Below are 15,780 nucleotides of genomic sequence, written 5' to 3'. Positions count from 1 at the left end.
TGAGCGTCCTGGCCTGAGGTGTTTCGGGGGCCGGGCGTTTGCGAAAGGGGTGGATTTTACAGCAGGTCAGCGGTTTTGGCCGGTGACGCTCTCAGCGTTCGCGGTGGATTGCGCTGAATCGCGCGGGAGGAAGCGCAAGTCCGTCGCCACGCGGTCCACAATGCGGCCGCGTGGCTTCTCACGTCGATCAGATGATCAGGCGCGAGACCTTCGTGCCTTCGAGCGATACGCCGGCCATCAGGCCGCCGTTCGTCAAAACGAATGCTTCAACCGGGCTCGTCGCGGTCGACGTATCGATCGCGCCGTTTGCGCCGACCTTCAGCACGGCAACGGTTGCGTCTGCACCGGCTGCCCAGCCCTGGCTATTGAGGAATTTGTCGAGTGCTTCCTGCGTCATGAAGAGGAAGATGAGCGCTTTCGACTGTGCGCCGATCTGCAAGCCGAACGAGCCGGCCACCGTGCTGTAGTAGCCGCTCGTGCGGCCACCCACGCGCAATGCGCCTTCGCCATATTGGCCGCCGACCCAGAAGCCCGCGGAGATCACCGACGGAAACACCAGCACCCCGCGCGCTTTCGCCACGAGTTCACGCGAGCCGCCGACGTTCGCATACAGACGCGACAGCGTTGAATCGACACCCGCGTTGATCGTGTCGCGCTTGCTGGCGTTGGCGGACGCCGACGCGTTCGAAGACGAGGACGTGGTGGTGCAACCGGCGAGGCCGAGACCCGCGGTAGCGAAAGCCGCGCCGGCCGTCGTGATGAATTGTCGTCTGCGCATGTTATTTGTCCTTTTACGTTATCGAGGTGGTTTTTCTTTATCGATGAAACGGTAATGCCATGACGCCGGCCATAGACCGGTGTCCATGATGATGCAGCATTTCCTGTGCCTGCGCATGCCGCGTGCGCAAGGGCGGCATGGAGGCCCGCGTGGCGCGGGGTCCGCGCCGGCGGGTATGTCGAATTCCACGTTCCCCTGCTACACGGCCGGGCGAATGTTCTGGTTGTGACTGAATAGATTGTGCGGGTCATAACGGCTTTTCACGGCTACAAGCCGTTCGTAATTCGGACCATACGCGTCGGCGACGCGGCCCGCTTCTTCTTGCGTCATGAAGTTGACATAGACGCTGCCGAGCGAGAATGGCGCCGATGCGTCGAAGAATGCGCGCGCCCAGGATATGCAACGGTCGTCGTCGGCGGGATCTTCCCAGCGGCCATGCACGTTCATCGCGTATTGAGTATCGCGACTCGAATACGCTGTCGCGTTCACCGGTACGCGTTGCGTTTGTGCGCCAATCTGCCCAAAGAAAATTTCGCACTGCGGAGACGGCAGATTCTGGATCGACTGAAGCAGTGCCTCGATCAGGCCATCGTCGATGCTGGCGAGGTTGTGGGACTTCCAGTAGTTGCGCGATCCCGGCGCGAGCAACGGGTCGAACGCCTTTTGCCACATCGCGTACGGCATTTCGCCGAGATGTTCGCCGACCGGTGTGCCGAAGGTTTTCACTGGCGCGACGGCCGAAGGACCGTTCGCTGTCGGCCCCGTGTAGCACATCGCGAAGATAATGACAGGCTTGCCGTGCACGTCGGAGGGCAAGAACGGCAGGGGCGGCGCAAGGCGCAGAACGGCCCACACACTGAGTTCGTCCGGCATGTCCGGCGTTGCTGCGCGATATTTGACGAGCGCGTCCCGCGCCTGATCGAGCGGTAATACGACGAGTCCGCCGAACACCATCGGTCCTACCGGATGCAGCTCGAACACAAATGACGTAACCACGCCGAAGTTGCCGCCGCCGCCGCGAATCGCCCAGAACAGGTCTTCATTCGATTCGGCGCTGGCGCGCAGCAATTCTCCATCGGCGGTGACGACGTCGGCTGAAATCAGGTTGTCCACCGTCATGCCGTATCTGCGGCTAAGCCAGCCAAAACCGCCACCCAGCGTCAAGCCTGCGACGCCCGTAGTCGAGTTGATGCCCAGCGGCGTCGCGAGTCCGAAGGCCTGCGCTTCATGGTCGAAGTCGGCGAGCGTCGCGCCCGGTTCGACGTACGCGCGTTTCGCGAAGGGGTCGATTCGCACGGATTTCATCAGCGAGAAATCCAGCACGAGACCGTCGTCGCACAAGGCGCTGCCGGCAATGTTATGACCGCCGCCGCGAATCGCAAGCGGCAGACCGTTGTCGCGCGCGAAGGCTACGCCGCGCCGCACATCGGCGACACCGGCGCAGCGCAGGATCATCGCAGGGCGCCGGTCGATCATTGCATTCCAGATGCTGCGTGCTTCGTCAAAACCGGCATCGTCGGGCAACATCAGCTGCCCGCGTACAGCGGTTTTCAGTTCCTCGATGGCGCTGTTCGACACGTGAGCCATGGTTTGTCTCCAAGGTTTGGTGAGGGCGCTCGTCGAGCACCGTTGACTGACCAGGTAGATCGCAAGAATCTTGACAGCTTGGTTCAGCGTTCAGTAAACGGGGCTGTCTTATTTAGTCAAACGCACGTAAACCCGCGTGCGGCTCGACGCTCGTGCGGAAGCCCGCAGCGCGGGCGTTCACAGACACGAGGCGGCACTACAGCGGCGCTCGCGTGGTCAATGGTGCATGTGCTTGCGGAAAAGGGCGTGTCTGAAAGTGTTGGGTCGGCAGTTGTGCGAGCGTTGCGCTACGACACATATGACAAAACGACGCAGCCGTGTGCAGCCCGCACGATCAGCGAGGCACCTCGATCACTTTCTCGTGAACCACGAGAAAGACTCTTTCGCCACTGGCGCGGCCGTCTTCGCGTGCGCCGCCGGTAAAGCTGCCGAATGCGGGCAATACGCCGTGTCGCGGGCCGAAACGAAAGCACGGCACGCGAACCGAGTCGTTGCGTGTTGCGATTCGATAGACGGGATGCAAATGGCCGGCGAGTGCATAAGCACCTTCGACATTCTGTGGGTGGTGACACAACGCCCACGGTCCTATTCGCCAAGGCTCCTGCACATAGTCGACATTGAGTGTAGCGGGCAAGGCGCCCGCATGCCGATCGTGATTGCCTTCGACCAGCACGACCCGCAAAGCCGCATGCCGGGCGCGCCAGACGTGCAACGCATTGAGCATTTCGTCGGCGTGTGCCTCGCGCGCATGCAGCAGATCGCCGAGAAAAACGAGCGTGGTCGGTTCGAATTCGGCGATCAGAATGTCGAGGCGCATCAGGTTGTCGGCAGTCGAGCCGACTGGCACGGGAACGCCGCGCGCGCGGAATACCGCGTCCTTGCCGAAATGCGCATCCGCAACGAAAAGGCAGCGCAGCGCGGGATCGAACGCGGCGCGCAGGCTCGACAGCACGAGCGCGTGTCCGGCGATGTCGACCTGCAACGAAGCAGGCTTCATGTGCGAGCCGCCTTTTCCAGTTCCGCGAGCATTCGCTCGACGCGATCCGCGAGCTTCTCCGTGCTGACCTTTTCGCGTAAGCGTCCAACTATCAGCGGGAACGCAAACGGCGTTGGTTTTTTCGGGCGCGTGAGAACGAGGCGGCTTTCATTCATCCGTTCGAGCGCGGAGCGAATGCGTTTGGCGTCGAGTTCTTGCAACAGCACTTCGGCGTCTGCCTGATTGAGTAGTAAATTGCCGCTGTCGTGGTTGCGGAAGATATCGTAAAACAGGCCGCTGGAAGCCTGCAATTGCCGCGCGCTCTTTTGCTGGCCCGGATGTCCCTGGAATACTAGGCCCGACACCCGCGCAATTTCGCGGAAACGCCGTTTGGAAAGCTCCGACGAATTGAGGCTCGCAAGTATGTCGTGGTCGAGTTCTTCAGGGGACAGCAAACCGCTTTCGAGTTCCGCAGCCCAGTCGAATGGTTGCGCGGACAACAGCTCGAAACCGTAGTCGTTCATTGAAATGGAGAACGTGCCCGGTTTCTCTCGCGCCACTCTCCATGCGAGCAATGCGCCGAGACCGATATGCGCCGTGCGCCCTGCAAATGGATAACAGAAAAAGTGGTGCCCTTCGCGCGATTTCAGTACTTCTGCGACCAGAACGCCGGGCTCCGGCAACGCCGACCACCTCTGCTGCAATTCGAGCAGCGGTCGAACCGCGCGCATTTCCGGTTCGTTATAGATGCCGTCCGCGGCGCGCGCGAGCATTGTCAATGTCGCCTCGGCGAGTTCAGAGGAAAGCGGCATGCGGCTGCCCGCCCATTGGGGCATTGCACCGCGTCCAGACGTCGCGCGCTTGACCCATGCGGTCATGTCCTGGACCCGAATCAGTTCCAGCGCCCGTCCGCCAAAGGTAAAGATGTCGCCCGGCTTAAGTCGCGAAACAAAAGACTCTTCTATTGCGCCGATGCGTCCGCCCGCGAGATAAGCGACATTCAGCGTGCCGTTTGCGACGATAGTGCCGACGTTGTTGCGATGCCGTCGCACGAGGTCCTCGCGTGGCACGCGGTACAAGCCGTCGCTTTCGCGCACCACGCGATGGTAGTCGGGATACGCTCGCAACGCGGTGCCGCCGCCCTCGACGAAGCCTAGTGCCCAATCGAATTCATTTTGCGTGAGATGCCGGTACGCATACGCGGCGCGAATTTCATCGTAAAGCTCACGCGCGTCGAAACCGCCGCCGATTGCCACGGTCACCAGGTGTTGAACCAGGACGTCGAACGGCTTTTCCGGCGTTTCGCGGCCTTCTATTTGCCGCTTTTCAACCGCTTCCCGCGCCGCAGCCGCTTCGACGAGTTCTAGCGCGTGCGTGGGCACGATCGTCACCCGCGACGGCCGCCCCGGCGCGTGGCCGGAGCGGCCGGCACGCTGCATCAAACGCGCGACGCCTTTGGGCGAGCCGATCTGGAATACACGCTCCACCGGCAGAAAGTCGACGCCCAGATCCAGGCTCGATGTACATACAACTACTTTTAACAAGCCGCTCTTCAAGCCGCGCTCGACCCACTCGCGGACTTCCTGATCGAGCGAGCCGTGATGCAATGCAATTGCACCCGCCCATTCGGGCCGCGCTTCGAGCAGTGCCTGATACCAGACCTCGCATTGCGAGCGGGTGTTCGTAAATACGAGCGACGTATGCGCTTCGCCAATGGCATCGGCGACCGCCTCGACCTGCCGCATGCCCATATGACCGCCCCACGGAAACGGTTCGATGGTTTCCGGAATAACCGTATCGACGATCAATGCTTTGGGCAGCTTGCCGTGCACGCTCACGCGCGGCGTTCTGACAGGCGCGAGGAGTACTTCGGCCGCGAAAGGAAGATTGCCGAGTGTCGCCGACAAACCCCACACCTGCAGTTCCGGTCTCCAGTGCGCGAGCCGCGCAAGCGCGAGTTGCGTCTGCGTGCCGCGCTTGTTGCCGAGCAACTCATGCCATTCGTCGACGATCACGAATTTGAGGTGCGACAGTACTTCGCGTGCGTCGGCTCGCGTGAGAATGAGCGACAGGCTCTCGGGTGTGGTGATCAGCGCGGACGGCATGCGCCGATTCTGCCGCGCACGTTCTGCGGACGATGTGTCGCCGGTTCGCAGACCCACTGTCCATGGCACAGCCAGTTCGGTTGCCGAGCTTTGCAGTGCACGCGCGGTGTCGGCCGCGAGTGCGCGCATCGGCGTGATCCAGAGAACCGTGAGTGGTTCGGGCTGAGTAACCGGCGCTCGTTTTCGGGTGGCAGTGGGCGCGGACGACGCGCTCGACGCAAGGGCGGCGAGCGCGCCGAACCACACGGCCCACGTCTTGCCCGCCCCGGTGGTTGCGTGCAGCAACCCACTCGCGCCTCGTTCCATTTCGCGCCAGACTTCGCGCTGAAAGTCGAAAGGCTGCCAGCCGCGCGCCTCGAACCACGCGTGAAGCTTGTCGGCGAAAGGGCGGCGCGCCGCATCTTCGTCGATGGCAAATGGCAGCGGCTCGAATGCCGGCTCACGCGCGTCGAGCCGCGCCTGCTGCTCGCGGCTGCGCGGAATGCGTCGTGGCCGGGGCGCGCGACGCCGCTCTGGCATGGCCGTAGGCGGTGGAACTTCGCGGTTGTCGGGATCGGCCGGTTCACTCATCGAAAGCGCTCATTAGCATCGGGTTCGCATCGCAGCGATTCTTCGCAATGCAGCTTGTGTGTGGACCATGCATGTACCGTGCTGGTTCACCATATCCTCGCACTCCCACTTTGTGACCATCCGTGATTAAATGCCGTGGCTTCACATGTGCGTTGATAACGGAGTCTACGGTGAATAACAAGCTCGCGTCGTTGCCTCGAGTGCCATTGCAAATTGCCGCTGCGCAGGCGCAACCGGTTTGCGGGGACGTGACGGCAAACATAGCAAAGACGGTCGAATTGACCGGTCATGCCGCCGACCGCGGCGCAAGACTGGTGGTTTTTCCCGAGAAGTTCTTGAGCGGGTATGAACCCGGCCTGATTGCGGGCGACCCGTCGGAATACGCATTCGGTCAATCGGATTCGCGCCTCGACCCGATTCGCGAAGCGTGTCGCCGGCACGCCATTGCGGCGATTGTCGGCGCGGCCACGCGCGACGCCGATGGACTGCACATCTCATCGCTCGTGTTCGATCGTCGCGGCGAAGACGTCGAGCCTTATCACAAGCAGTATCTGTATAAAAGCGAAGCGGAAATCTACCGCGCAGGCACGCAAGGCTGCATGCTGGAACTCGACGGATGGCGGCTCGCGCTCGGCGTGTGCTACGACTCCGGCTTTCCCGAACATGCACGTCATGCGGCTGTGAACGGTGCGCATGCCTATCTGGTCAGTGGACTATTCAGCGTCAAGTCCGGCTATCACCAGTCACGTATCTGGTTCCCTGCACGCGCGTTCGACAACACAATGTATGTTCTCTTGTCCAACCATATCGGTACCACCGGCGGCTGGGATACGTGTGGCGCGAGCGCGATCTGGAGTCCGTATGGCGACGTGATTGCAGAAGCCGGTCGCGAGCGGGAAGAAGTGATTAGTGCTTTACTCGACCCCGCTGTTCTTGCCGAGGTCCGGCAACGCGAAACGGCACTTGCGGACTTCGCCGCGCATGTCGACGCGCCGGCGCGCGACCATGCAATAAGGCAGATAGACTGACGGCACGCAGCAGTCGTTGCGCTAGAATGATCTGTACTACCCATCTGGAGATTCGTTTTGAAATCAATCGTTGCTCTGCTCGCTGCCACTGTACTTTCGTCCACCGCAATGGCCGCCGCTCCGGCTACGGAAAAGCTGCCTTCAGGCGTGATCGTCGAGCACCTCGTGCAGGGTACCGGCGCGCAGCCCGCGGCCACCGATGTCGTCAAGGTCAATTATCGTGGCACGCTTGCCAATGGCACTGAATTCGACGCTTCCGCAAAGCACGGCGGCGCCGCGACATTCCCGCTCAACCGTGTGATTCCGTGCTGGACGCAGGGCGTTCAGACCATGAAAGTGGGCGGCAAGGCCAAATTGACCTGCCCAGCCGCTACCGCCTACGGTAGCCGCGGTGTGGGCGTTATTCCGCCGAACAGCGACTTGACGTTCGAAGTCGAGCTGGTCGACATAGTGAAATAAGGCGGCGCACAATGCGCTGAAAAAAGAGACCCCGCTACGGATAACGCAGCGGGGTTTTTTTATGGCATGGCATTGGGGCAATGCCAGTTGGCGCACGCGGACAGAAAACATCATCGAACAATAAGAAAGAATACCGGCAAGCAGCGACATGCTTTTAAGTCGCCGCCCACTCGCTCGTTTACCAATGCTGTTGTTGTCATTCATCGTGCATGAGGAGCGTATGCCATGAACATCGACTTCCACTACGGCGTGGTCTATATCGTTGCCCGAGTCGGCGGGATGACGCCTAGCGAGGCGCTGACTGTCGCCCATGCCTGCCAGTATGTCGACGACGCAACCACGCCGGGCATCCTCCGTTTTCAGGGCGGAGAAACGTTCGAGCGCTTCGCCACCGCCCATAAGACGTTCGACTACGCCAACACCGAGAACGACCAGAACCGGCTCGTATGGGCGCCGTTCCATTTTCTGCCGGCAGGAGTGGGCGCAACGCTGGAGGAAAAAGCCGTGTGCCGTGCGGACAGCGCAGTCGCGCGCGAGGTCGTGCGGCGAGCGATCCGTCAGCGCGGCGCGGAGATGGGCTTGCATCGTCTCGGCGTCACGCTTCATACGTATGTCGATACATGGGCGCATCAGGGATTTGCCGGTATCGAAAGTCCTGGGAACCGGGTTCATTCACTCGTGGCGCAGGATTGCACACGTCATGGCTGGCTTGCCAACCTCACCCTCGCGATGCAGCACCTGATCCAGCACGTCGAGGAAGATGTTCTTACGCTCGCACTGCCGGTCGGACACGGTGCTGCCTTGCACTATCCGGATCAGCCGTGGGCCAAGTGGCACTACATCGACGGCCGCAACACGCTGATACAGAGACATAACCTGCCCGAGTTCGTCGCGGCCGCGGATATGGCGTGCCGCGCGGTGCGCGCGTACGTGGCCGGGCGAGAAGACTTCGAAAACGAAGCGGGGCTGCCGGAAAACGTCAAAGAGGCCGTGACGGAATTGCTCGATACGAACCGGATCATGGACGACAACGAGCGCTTGCGCGCTGTCTGCGAGGTAGTGAGAAACGGTGGTATTCCCGGCTTGAGAGAGTCCATTCCCGATTACGTCCCCAAAGGCGTCGGCTCATGGAAATACAAAGCCACCGGTCTTCGTTCTGAAGACGACTCCGGCGACAAACCGGTCTGGACCGAGGCATTCGAAAAGAGCGATTACCGGCTCTTTCACGACGCCGTCAAACAGCACCGTTTTTTGACGACCCAGGAGATTCTGCCTGCCTATGGCCTGCGGATTGCCTGACGCGCATCGCTTTTTAAAGCTCACGTTTGGGAGGCTGACCTGCGCGCTGGACGCGCGTAAAACGGCACCGCAAGACAAGTAACGCATGGTTACAGGCCAAAGCGGCGTTAAAAAACGAACTGGAAGGCTTTGAATATTCGAATGCTTGCCTATAGTAGAAGCGAGTACTGCCGCGACGCATAGTGGCGGCTCTTTCTTTATATAGGTAACGGGGTACCGACATGACGCCATCGAATGCTGCGATCTATCAGTCGCAGACTTGCACGCCCGAGTCGTTGCGAACACTGGCCGGCTACCTGGAACTCGCGCTCGACGAGGGGGAAAGCGTGGTCCTGATGCGGATAGGTACGCAGGTACGCAGCGTTTATGTCGGCGATCCGTCCGGCGTTTTCGAGGACCTGCGGGACGAAGGCGTCATACCTGCCCAGCAGGCGGACGAGATCCTGGCGTTGACGAGAATCGGCCTCAACCGGATCACCGCCGACGACCAGCAGTACCGCTTCTTGCGCGGCGTTAGATACATTGCCGACCGTCAGGTTGCTGTGTTTACGCCGATATGATCTGTGCTGCAACAATTGGAAATATAAAGAGAAGGCGAATAGCAGAAAGAAGTAAGCCGATAGGGAGACCAAAAAAGATCGAGGGCAAAGAACGAAAGCTCGAAAAAGGCGTCTATTGAGTGCATCGAAGAAAAGTTTCGTACTCCGGCACGCATAGCGGAAATAAACTCGGGTTTTTACGGCCACTCGACTATGCCTTTCTGACGCTATTCATGGCATAGTTCGATCGATTACCACATAAGGAGCAATCCAATGCCCACGTTAGAGCAGATCCAGGCAAAGCTTAAGAAGCTCCAGGCGCAAGCTGACATCCTGATTGCAAGGAAAGCACAAGTCGCAATCGACCAGATCCGCGACCTGATGCTCAAGCACGGCCTGACCACCGCAGATATCGAAGCCAAAGCAAAAGCGCGGCGCGAAGCCAATCGTGTTAATGGCAATAGCGGAAGCGGCAAGGCAAAGCTTGCAGTTGCCGGCCAGAAAGTACCCAAGTATCGCGATCACAAAACAGGCGCGACCTGGACCGGACACGGTCGCGCGCCGGGTTGGATTGTCAATGCGAAAGACCGAAGCGTGTTTCTGATCGACGGCGCAAGCGAATCGAACGGATTCACGAAGCTTGTCGCTAGTGGCGCGAAAGGCAAAGGTCAGCCCAAAGGCGCGCAACCGCCCAAGTATCGTCATCCCACCACTGGTGCGACGTGGAGCGGACGCGGCCCTGCGCCCGCATGGCTCGCATCGGTTAAAGATCGCACGAGGTTCCTGATAGACAGCAGTGCGGCACCGGCGTCTGGCGCCGCCAGCCAGAAAACGGCGGGCAAGGCGAAGTCGGCAGCCACAAGCGGCGTTGTCAGTAAAAAGGCCGCCGCGAAAAAAGTCGTGGCGAAAAAGGCGAAGGCGGGAGCGCAATCGGTAACGGCTAAAACAGCCGCTGTAAAAAAGTCAGCCGCGAAGAAAGTTACTGCGCGAAAGGCGACCGCAAAAAAGGCCGCGAAAAAGATTGCAACAAACGCCGGAACGAAAGCTGCAACGAAAGCCGCTAGCAAGGCGCCAGGCCGCAAGAGGGCGGCAAAAGCGGAAACGGCAACAGTAAGCGCGTCCGCACCGGTCGCTTCCACCGTGCAAGCCGGCGCGTAAGCGTACTGGAATAACGAAGTACATGACCAACGCGCTCGAATCATCCCAGCAGGAGGACCAGGTTCTTCTGCTGGACTCAGTTCCTCATCCCGCAGACGACGCTGCCGAACCGTTCATTGTCGCGAGCGACCGCCGTGTGATTCTCGCTTATCCCATTGCAGAGTCCGACTTCGAACGGTTCGGTCCATTCGATCCGGACGACGACCCTTTCTGCACGGTGCTGTTTCCCGACACCACGTTTCATCGACTTGGGCCGCCGGGCGAGCACGATATGCAGATTCACCCGCTTGCGTCGCAAGGCCTCGCTGCTTACTCAGTCCACGAAGTCATCAATTCGTCTCTTGTCGAAGAGCTTTCCGCAGTTTCGTCACCGGAACTGACGAGGCGCCATTTCGTCATTACGTTTCAGCAATCGACGTTCGAATGTGTGGCCTCTGATTACACCGTGGTCGGCGTATATGGCGCGGCGGAGATCGCCAGCCGCGAAGCATTTGCGCTGGTGCGGTAGGCAAATCGACCGCAGTGTCCATAAGCGTGCGGCGCGACTCAGCTTTCTTCGCGCTAGTTGCCCGGATCGACTACAGGCCGGTCCGGGTCCGCAAGCGTTTTATACGGCAGTCTTGCGGCGTGGGGATTACTTGTCGTGTCGTCGATCACGCGTTCAACGTCCGCGGTTTTCGCGAGTTCGGAGAGGAATGTCTGCTTGTCGAAACCTGCAGCAACGCAACCCTGCACATAAATAAAACGGCGTTGCAACGTGAGCCACAACGTCGACTGTTCGCGCCAATGCGTGGCGGCATTGATATTGGCCAGACGCCGCTGTACGGCTTCGGCGATTTCAGCGTCGTACAAATAGGCGTTCGACAAACGGCAGCGGCCTTCTATCCAGCAACTGTTGCCGCGCTCGATGCGGTAATGACTGTCGGCCAGCCATTCCTGTTCGGTTTCGAGCGGTCCCAGCGGCACTGGACATCCGTCAATCGCTTTAGATATCTGAAAGAACGGATCGTGTCCGCGATTAATGCGCTCTTCCTGGCCGTGGGCGCCGGGCGAAACTGAAGCCAACGCTGACGCCAGCGTCACCCACATACATAACGCCGCGAATTGCAATGCACTGGCGGGCGTCCGCATTAATCGTCTCATTGTCTTTGTCTCCACTCCGTGTGCAGCGAGACATCGTTTCGTATTAACGGCTCGCGCGCCGGTTCTCAACCGCGAACTTGATCAATTCGGCCTGACCTTCGATATCGAGCTTGCGCTTCAAATTCAGACGATGCGTTTCCACAGTACGCACCGACAGATCATTGCGCTGAGCAATCTGCTTGCTCGACAAGCCCTCGGCGAGTGCATCGAGAATATCGCGTTCGCGCGGCGTAAGCCGCTCCACCGGCGATTGCATGGCCGACGCATGAATCAGCCGGGCGCCGAGTCCCGCGCTGAAATACGTCTTGCCGTCGAGCACTGCGCCGATCGCCTGAATGATTTCGGTCGCCGGTGAGTCCTTCAGTACATAACCGCTCGCGCCTGCACGCACGGCCTGCGTGACGTATTCGAGGTTGTCGTGCATGGACAGCATCAACACTCGAATTGCCGGAAAGCGCTCATGGAACATGCCAGCGAGGGCAATGCCGTTCATTCCGTTCATGCCGACGTCCATCAACACGAGGTGAGGTTCATGACTCTCCGCGAGCGCAAGTGCTTCCTGCGCATTGCCCGCTTCGCCGACAACCTCGATGTTGCGCACGGCTTCGAGCCGCGCGCGCAGACCGTCGCGTACGAGTGGGTGATCGTCGACCAGGATAAGGCGGGCCGCTGCGTGCGATATGTCGTTCATAAAGAGGTCTCCTGCAGGCTCCGGGTAGGAAGCTCCGTGGTGCCGATGCCGAGCGGCACGCGCGCCGTGACCAGTGTGTGGCCGGGCTGGGAACTGAGTGCAAGCGTTCCCCCTAGTGCTTCTACGCGCTCGCGCATGTTGCGTAGGCCCACGCCTGAGCGGCGGCCAACGAAGGCGTGCGTGACGTCGAAACCCGAGCCGTTGTCCGCGATTGTCAGTGTGACCGCGTCGTGGGCGATTTCCAATGCGAGCGCCGCGCTCGACGCGTGCGCGTGGCGCACGATGTTGGTCAGCGCTTCCTGCGCGATACGAAACAGCACCGTGTTAACCGCATCGGGCAGAGCCGGCGCATGAGTGTGCGCAATTTGCGTGAAGCCGATTTCAATTCCCGATTGTTCGCTCAGTTCGCGGGTGAGTTGTTCGATGGCTGCCGCGACGCCAAGGTCGTCGAGCATCGACGGACGCAGCGCATGAGAAATGCGGCGCACTTCACGCAAGGTATCGCCGAGACGCGTGAGACTCGTGGAAAGCGCGGCTTCGGCGGCGGGCACGCGGGTTTCGCTGCGTTCGAAGCGAGCAAGCGCGGATTCGAGCAGCAGTTTCACCGACACCATCATCTGGCTAATGCCGTCGTGCAATTCGCGCGACAGCCGCGCGCGTTCGTTCTCCTGCGACTCGACAACCTGTTGCGCGAGCCGCTTCAGTTTCGCGTCCGCGCTGCGATATTCGGTGACGTTGAGCACGAGCGCACACAGTGCAATCGCGGCGAGCCCGGCCAGTGCGATCGCGTCGATCCACATCATCGTGCGGTCGATATTCATCGCCGCCCGTTCGTCGATATGCGCGAGCGTTGTGTCGACGTCGTCGAGGTAAATACCTGTGCCGATCATCCAGCCCCAGCGTTCGAGCGGCACGACGTAGCCGAGTTTCGACGCCAGTTTGCCCGTCGACGGACGATGCCACAGGTAACGCACATAGCCGCCGCCTTGCGAAGCCGCGGCGAGCAGTTTGCGGATCGTCGGCACGCCTTGCGGATCGCGCAATTCCGATAGATCGCGCCCGACGAGGTCCGGTTCGCGCGGATGCATCAGCGAGCGGCCGTGCATGTCGTAGACAAAGAAATAACCGTCTTTGCCGAAATCCATCTTTTCAAGGATGTCGAGCGCTCGCGTGCGGCGCAGTGCATCGTCGCGCGCATTGTCCTGGCTTGCTTCATAAAGCGGTGCGATTGCGGAAGTGGCCAACTCCACGTAATGCTTGAGCTCGATCTCCTTGCTGGTCATGTACGCAGCCTGGGTCGTCGCGTGCTGCGTTTGCGCAAGCGCGGTCGCTTCGCGGCGCACACCGATTTCGATGCTGGCAATAGCAGCGAGAAATGGCACGATCGCCAGCAGAACAATCTTGGCTTTGAGTTTCATCGTTGAAAAAACGGCCGGTAGGCTACGTAGTAATACGTAGCCGGCTTACGTAGTTGCGCGCTTGTGAGGACGCTTACGAAGGCGAATACTACATCCCCGCGGCGTTCTGCGTCTTTGCGGGCCCTTTTCGACCTCATGCCGCCGCGCATTTCGTATGAACGTTTGAGCCGGGCCCTGTTAATGCTGCGCCTGACAGGCGTTAGCAGCGCGCAAGGCAAACCCGGTTTGGCACCCGGGGTATTGCAAACAGATGCCCGGTGCCGGCTTTCCGCGTGCCGGACCACAAGTCCGGATGCGTGGTGTCAATAATAGATCTAGGAGAAGTACATGGAGACCTCCCCCACCGCCGGCCGGTCATGGCTATGGCTCATTCTTTTGCTCCCGTACATCGCGTTGCTGTGGTTGCCGTTCTATAACGACACGCGTCCGTCGTTCGCCGGTTTTCCGTTCTTTTACTGGTATCAGTTCTTGTGGGTGCCGTTGACCTCGCTACTGATTTACGTCGTGTATCGAGGTGTCAAATGAGCGATCTGAATCCCGTCAATCCGGTGGCGATGACCGTCTTCATCGCGTTCTTTGTTCTCGTTACGGTGATTGGCTTCTTCGCGGCGCGCTGGAAGCGCGGCGACCTCACGCAATTGCATGAGTGGGGGCTTGGTGGCCGGCAGTTCGGTACGGTGATTTCGTGGTTCCTGGTGGGCGGAGACTTCTACACCGCATACACGGTGATCGCGGTTCCGGCGCTCGTGTACTCCGTCGGTGCCTATGGTTTCTTCGCGCTGCCGTACACGATCATCGTTTACCCGTTCGTGTTCGCTGTCATGCCGAAACTGTGGAAAGTCGCGCATGCGAAAAACCACATCACGGCAGCGGACTATGTGCACGGTGAATACGGCGGCAAGTGGTTTCCGGCCGCTGTTGCGCTGACCGGCATTGTCGCGACCATGCCGTATATCGCGCTGCAACTCGTCGGCATGCAAGTAGTGATCAAGGGGCTTGGCGTGACCGGCGAATTGCCGCTGATCGTCGCGTTCGTGATCCTCGCGCTCTATACGTATGCGAGCGGCCTGCGTGCTCCGGCGATGATCGCGTTCGTGAAGGACATCATGATCTATATCGTCGTGATTGCGGCGGTGTGGCTGATTCCCGCGAAGCTCGGCGGCTACGCGCATGTGTTCGACGCAGCCGATACGTACTTCAAGGCAAAGGGTGGCGCGACCGGCATCATCCTCAAGCCGACGCAATTCACGGCTTATGCATCGCTCGCGCTGGGTTCCGCTCTCGCCGCGTTCATGTATCCGCATACGATGACGGCGGTGCTGTCTTCTTCATCGGCGACTACGGTCCGCAAGAATGCGATTTTCCTGCCGGCCTATACGTTGTTGCTGGGTTTGATCGCGTTGCTCGGCTATATGGCGATTGCGGCCGGCGTGCATGTGAAGTCGGCGTCGGACATTGTGCCGACCCTCTTTGGCACCTTGTTCCCGTCGTGGTTCGTCGGTTTCGCCGCGGCGGCGATCGCGATCAGCGCGCTGGTTCCGGCAGCGATCATGTCGATCGGTGCGGCCAACCTGTTCACGCGCAATTTGTGGCGTCCGCTGGTGTCGCCGAACATCACGCCGGAGGCCGAGGCGTCGAACGCGAAGATCGTGTCGTTGGTGGTGAAGTTCGGCGCGCTGCTGTTTATCGTGTTCCTGCCCACGCAATATGCAATCGACCTGCAATTGCTCGGCGGCGTGTGGATACTGCAGATTTTCCCGGCTATCGTGTTCTCGTTGTACACGCGTCGCCTGAATACGCCGGGCCTGTTCGCCGGCTGGCTCGTGGGTATCGTGTTGGGCACGGCACTCGCAATTTCGCAGGGGCTCAAGCCGGTGTTTGCGTTGCATCTCGGCGATGCTGTGTACCCGATCTATATCGGCCTCATCGCACTGGTGGTGAACATTGTCGTGACGTTTGTCGTCTCTGCCGTGTCGCCGCGCCGGGTGGCAGTTAGCGCCTGATCGTCGTCCAGTTGCTGTTCAGCTTG

The 15,780-nt window shown here is 60.2% G+C and carries 15 protein-coding genes; 8 read left to right on the top strand and 7 right to left on the bottom strand.

The features are described 5' to 3' along the window. Window positions 1-187: 187 nt before the first annotated feature. The 4 genes from J2W46_RS11400 to J2W46_RS11385 form a co-directional block, all read right to left on the bottom strand. Entirely contained in the window at window positions 188-778 is a 591-nt protein-coding gene (locus tag J2W46_RS11400; protein ID WP_131318849.1) for a BPSL1445 family SYLF domain-containing lipoprotein, read from the bottom strand. Between the two features lie 198 nt (window positions 779-976). After that, the gene (locus J2W46_RS11395) at window positions 977-2,365 is read right to left on the bottom strand and encodes an FAD-binding oxidoreductase (protein ID WP_131318847.1); all 1,389 of its coding nucleotides are present in this window, start codon (window positions 2,363-2,365) and stop codon (window positions 977-979) included. A 334-nt stretch (window positions 2,366-2,699) separates the two neighbouring features. Beyond that, window positions 2,700-3,362, bottom strand: a complete 663-nt coding sequence (gene pdeM / locus J2W46_RS11390) for a ligase-associated DNA damage response endonuclease PdeM (protein WP_131318845.1) — start codon at window positions 3,360-3,362, stop codon at window positions 2,700-2,702. Then, complete coding sequence (locus J2W46_RS11385) at window positions 3,359-6,016, bottom strand: ligase-associated DNA damage response DEXH box helicase (RefSeq protein WP_310353714.1); 2,658 nt, start codon at window positions 6,014-6,016, stop codon at window positions 3,359-3,361. The genes pdeM and J2W46_RS11385 overlap by 4 nt, the downstream gene beginning before the upstream one ends. Before the next feature lie 170 nt (window positions 6,017-6,186). On the opposite strand from J2W46_RS11385, the gene J2W46_RS11380 reads away from it, so the two are divergent. From J2W46_RS11380 to J2W46_RS11355, 6 genes are all read left to right on the top strand, one after another. Further along, a complete protein-coding gene (locus J2W46_RS11380; RefSeq protein ID WP_310353712.1) occupies window positions 6,187-7,044 on the top strand; it encodes a carbon-nitrogen hydrolase family protein in 858 nt (285 codons plus the stop codon). A gap of 57 nt (window positions 7,045-7,101) precedes the next feature. Then, entirely contained in the window at window positions 7,102-7,503 is a 402-nt protein-coding gene (locus tag J2W46_RS11375; protein WP_020068186.1) for an FKBP-type peptidyl-prolyl cis-trans isomerase, read from the top strand. Between the two features lie 225 nt (window positions 7,504-7,728). Continuing rightward, window positions 7,729-8,802: a DUF6765 family protein gene (locus J2W46_RS11370; RefSeq protein WP_020068187.1), complete on the top strand. Its 1,074-nt coding sequence runs from the start codon at window positions 7,729-7,731 to the stop codon at window positions 8,800-8,802. 221 nt (window positions 8,803-9,023) lie between these two features. Then, entirely contained in the window at window positions 9,024-9,362 is a 339-nt protein-coding gene (locus J2W46_RS11365) for a hypothetical protein (RefSeq protein WP_087753905.1), read from the top strand. Window positions 9,363-9,614: 252 nt separating this feature from the next. Beyond that, on the top strand, window positions 9,615-10,499 hold the full coding sequence (locus J2W46_RS11360) for an H-NS family nucleoid-associated regulatory protein (RefSeq protein ID WP_310353708.1): 885 nt from the start codon (window positions 9,615-9,617) through the stop codon (window positions 10,497-10,499). 22 nt (window positions 10,500-10,521) lie between these two features. Continuing rightward, window positions 10,522-11,007 (top strand): hypothetical protein, encoded by a 486-nt coding sequence (locus J2W46_RS11355; RefSeq protein ID WP_020068190.1) that lies wholly within the window; start codon window positions 10,522-10,524, stop codon window positions 11,005-11,007. Window positions 11,008-11,060: 53 nt separating this feature from the next. On the opposite strand, the gene J2W46_RS11350 is transcribed toward J2W46_RS11355, so the two are convergent. The 3 genes from J2W46_RS11350 to J2W46_RS11340 form a co-directional block, all read right to left on the bottom strand. After that, the gene (locus tag J2W46_RS11350) at window positions 11,061-11,588 is read right to left on the bottom strand and encodes a hypothetical protein (RefSeq protein ID WP_310354145.1); all 528 of its coding nucleotides are present in this window, start codon (window positions 11,586-11,588) and stop codon (window positions 11,061-11,063) included. Between the two features lie 97 nt (window positions 11,589-11,685). Next, window positions 11,686-12,333, bottom strand: a complete 648-nt coding sequence (locus J2W46_RS11345; protein WP_020068192.1) for a response regulator — start codon at window positions 12,331-12,333, stop codon at window positions 11,686-11,688. After that, window positions 12,330-13,751 (bottom strand): cache domain-containing protein, encoded by a 1,422-nt coding sequence (locus J2W46_RS11340; RefSeq protein WP_204523008.1) that lies wholly within the window; start codon window positions 13,749-13,751, stop codon window positions 12,330-12,332. The genes J2W46_RS11345 and J2W46_RS11340 overlap by 4 nt, the downstream gene beginning before the upstream one ends. A 327-nt stretch (window positions 13,752-14,078) precedes the next feature. On the opposite strand from J2W46_RS11340, the gene J2W46_RS11335 reads away from it, so the two are divergent. Together J2W46_RS11335 and mctP are read left to right on the top strand one after the other, a co-directional pair. Continuing rightward, window positions 14,079-14,276 (top strand): DUF3311 domain-containing protein, encoded by a 198-nt coding sequence (locus J2W46_RS11335; protein WP_020068194.1) that lies wholly within the window; start codon window positions 14,079-14,081, stop codon window positions 14,274-14,276. After that, window positions 14,273-15,754, top strand: coding sequence for a monocarboxylate uptake permease MctP (gene mctP / locus J2W46_RS11330; RefSeq protein ID WP_087753898.1), 1,482 nt, complete (start codon window positions 14,273-14,275; stop codon window positions 15,752-15,754). The genes J2W46_RS11335 and mctP overlap by 4 nt, the downstream gene beginning before the upstream one ends. Window positions 15,755-15,780 lie beyond the last annotated feature (26 nt).

Source organism: Paraburkholderia strydomiana, from assembly GCF_031456815.1.
Taxonomy (GTDB): domain Bacteria; phylum Pseudomonadota; class Gammaproteobacteria; order Burkholderiales; family Burkholderiaceae; genus Paraburkholderia; species Paraburkholderia caledonica.
The sequence above is the reverse complement of the archived record's forward strand: the minus strand, read 5'-3'. Positions and strand labels throughout refer to the sequence as shown.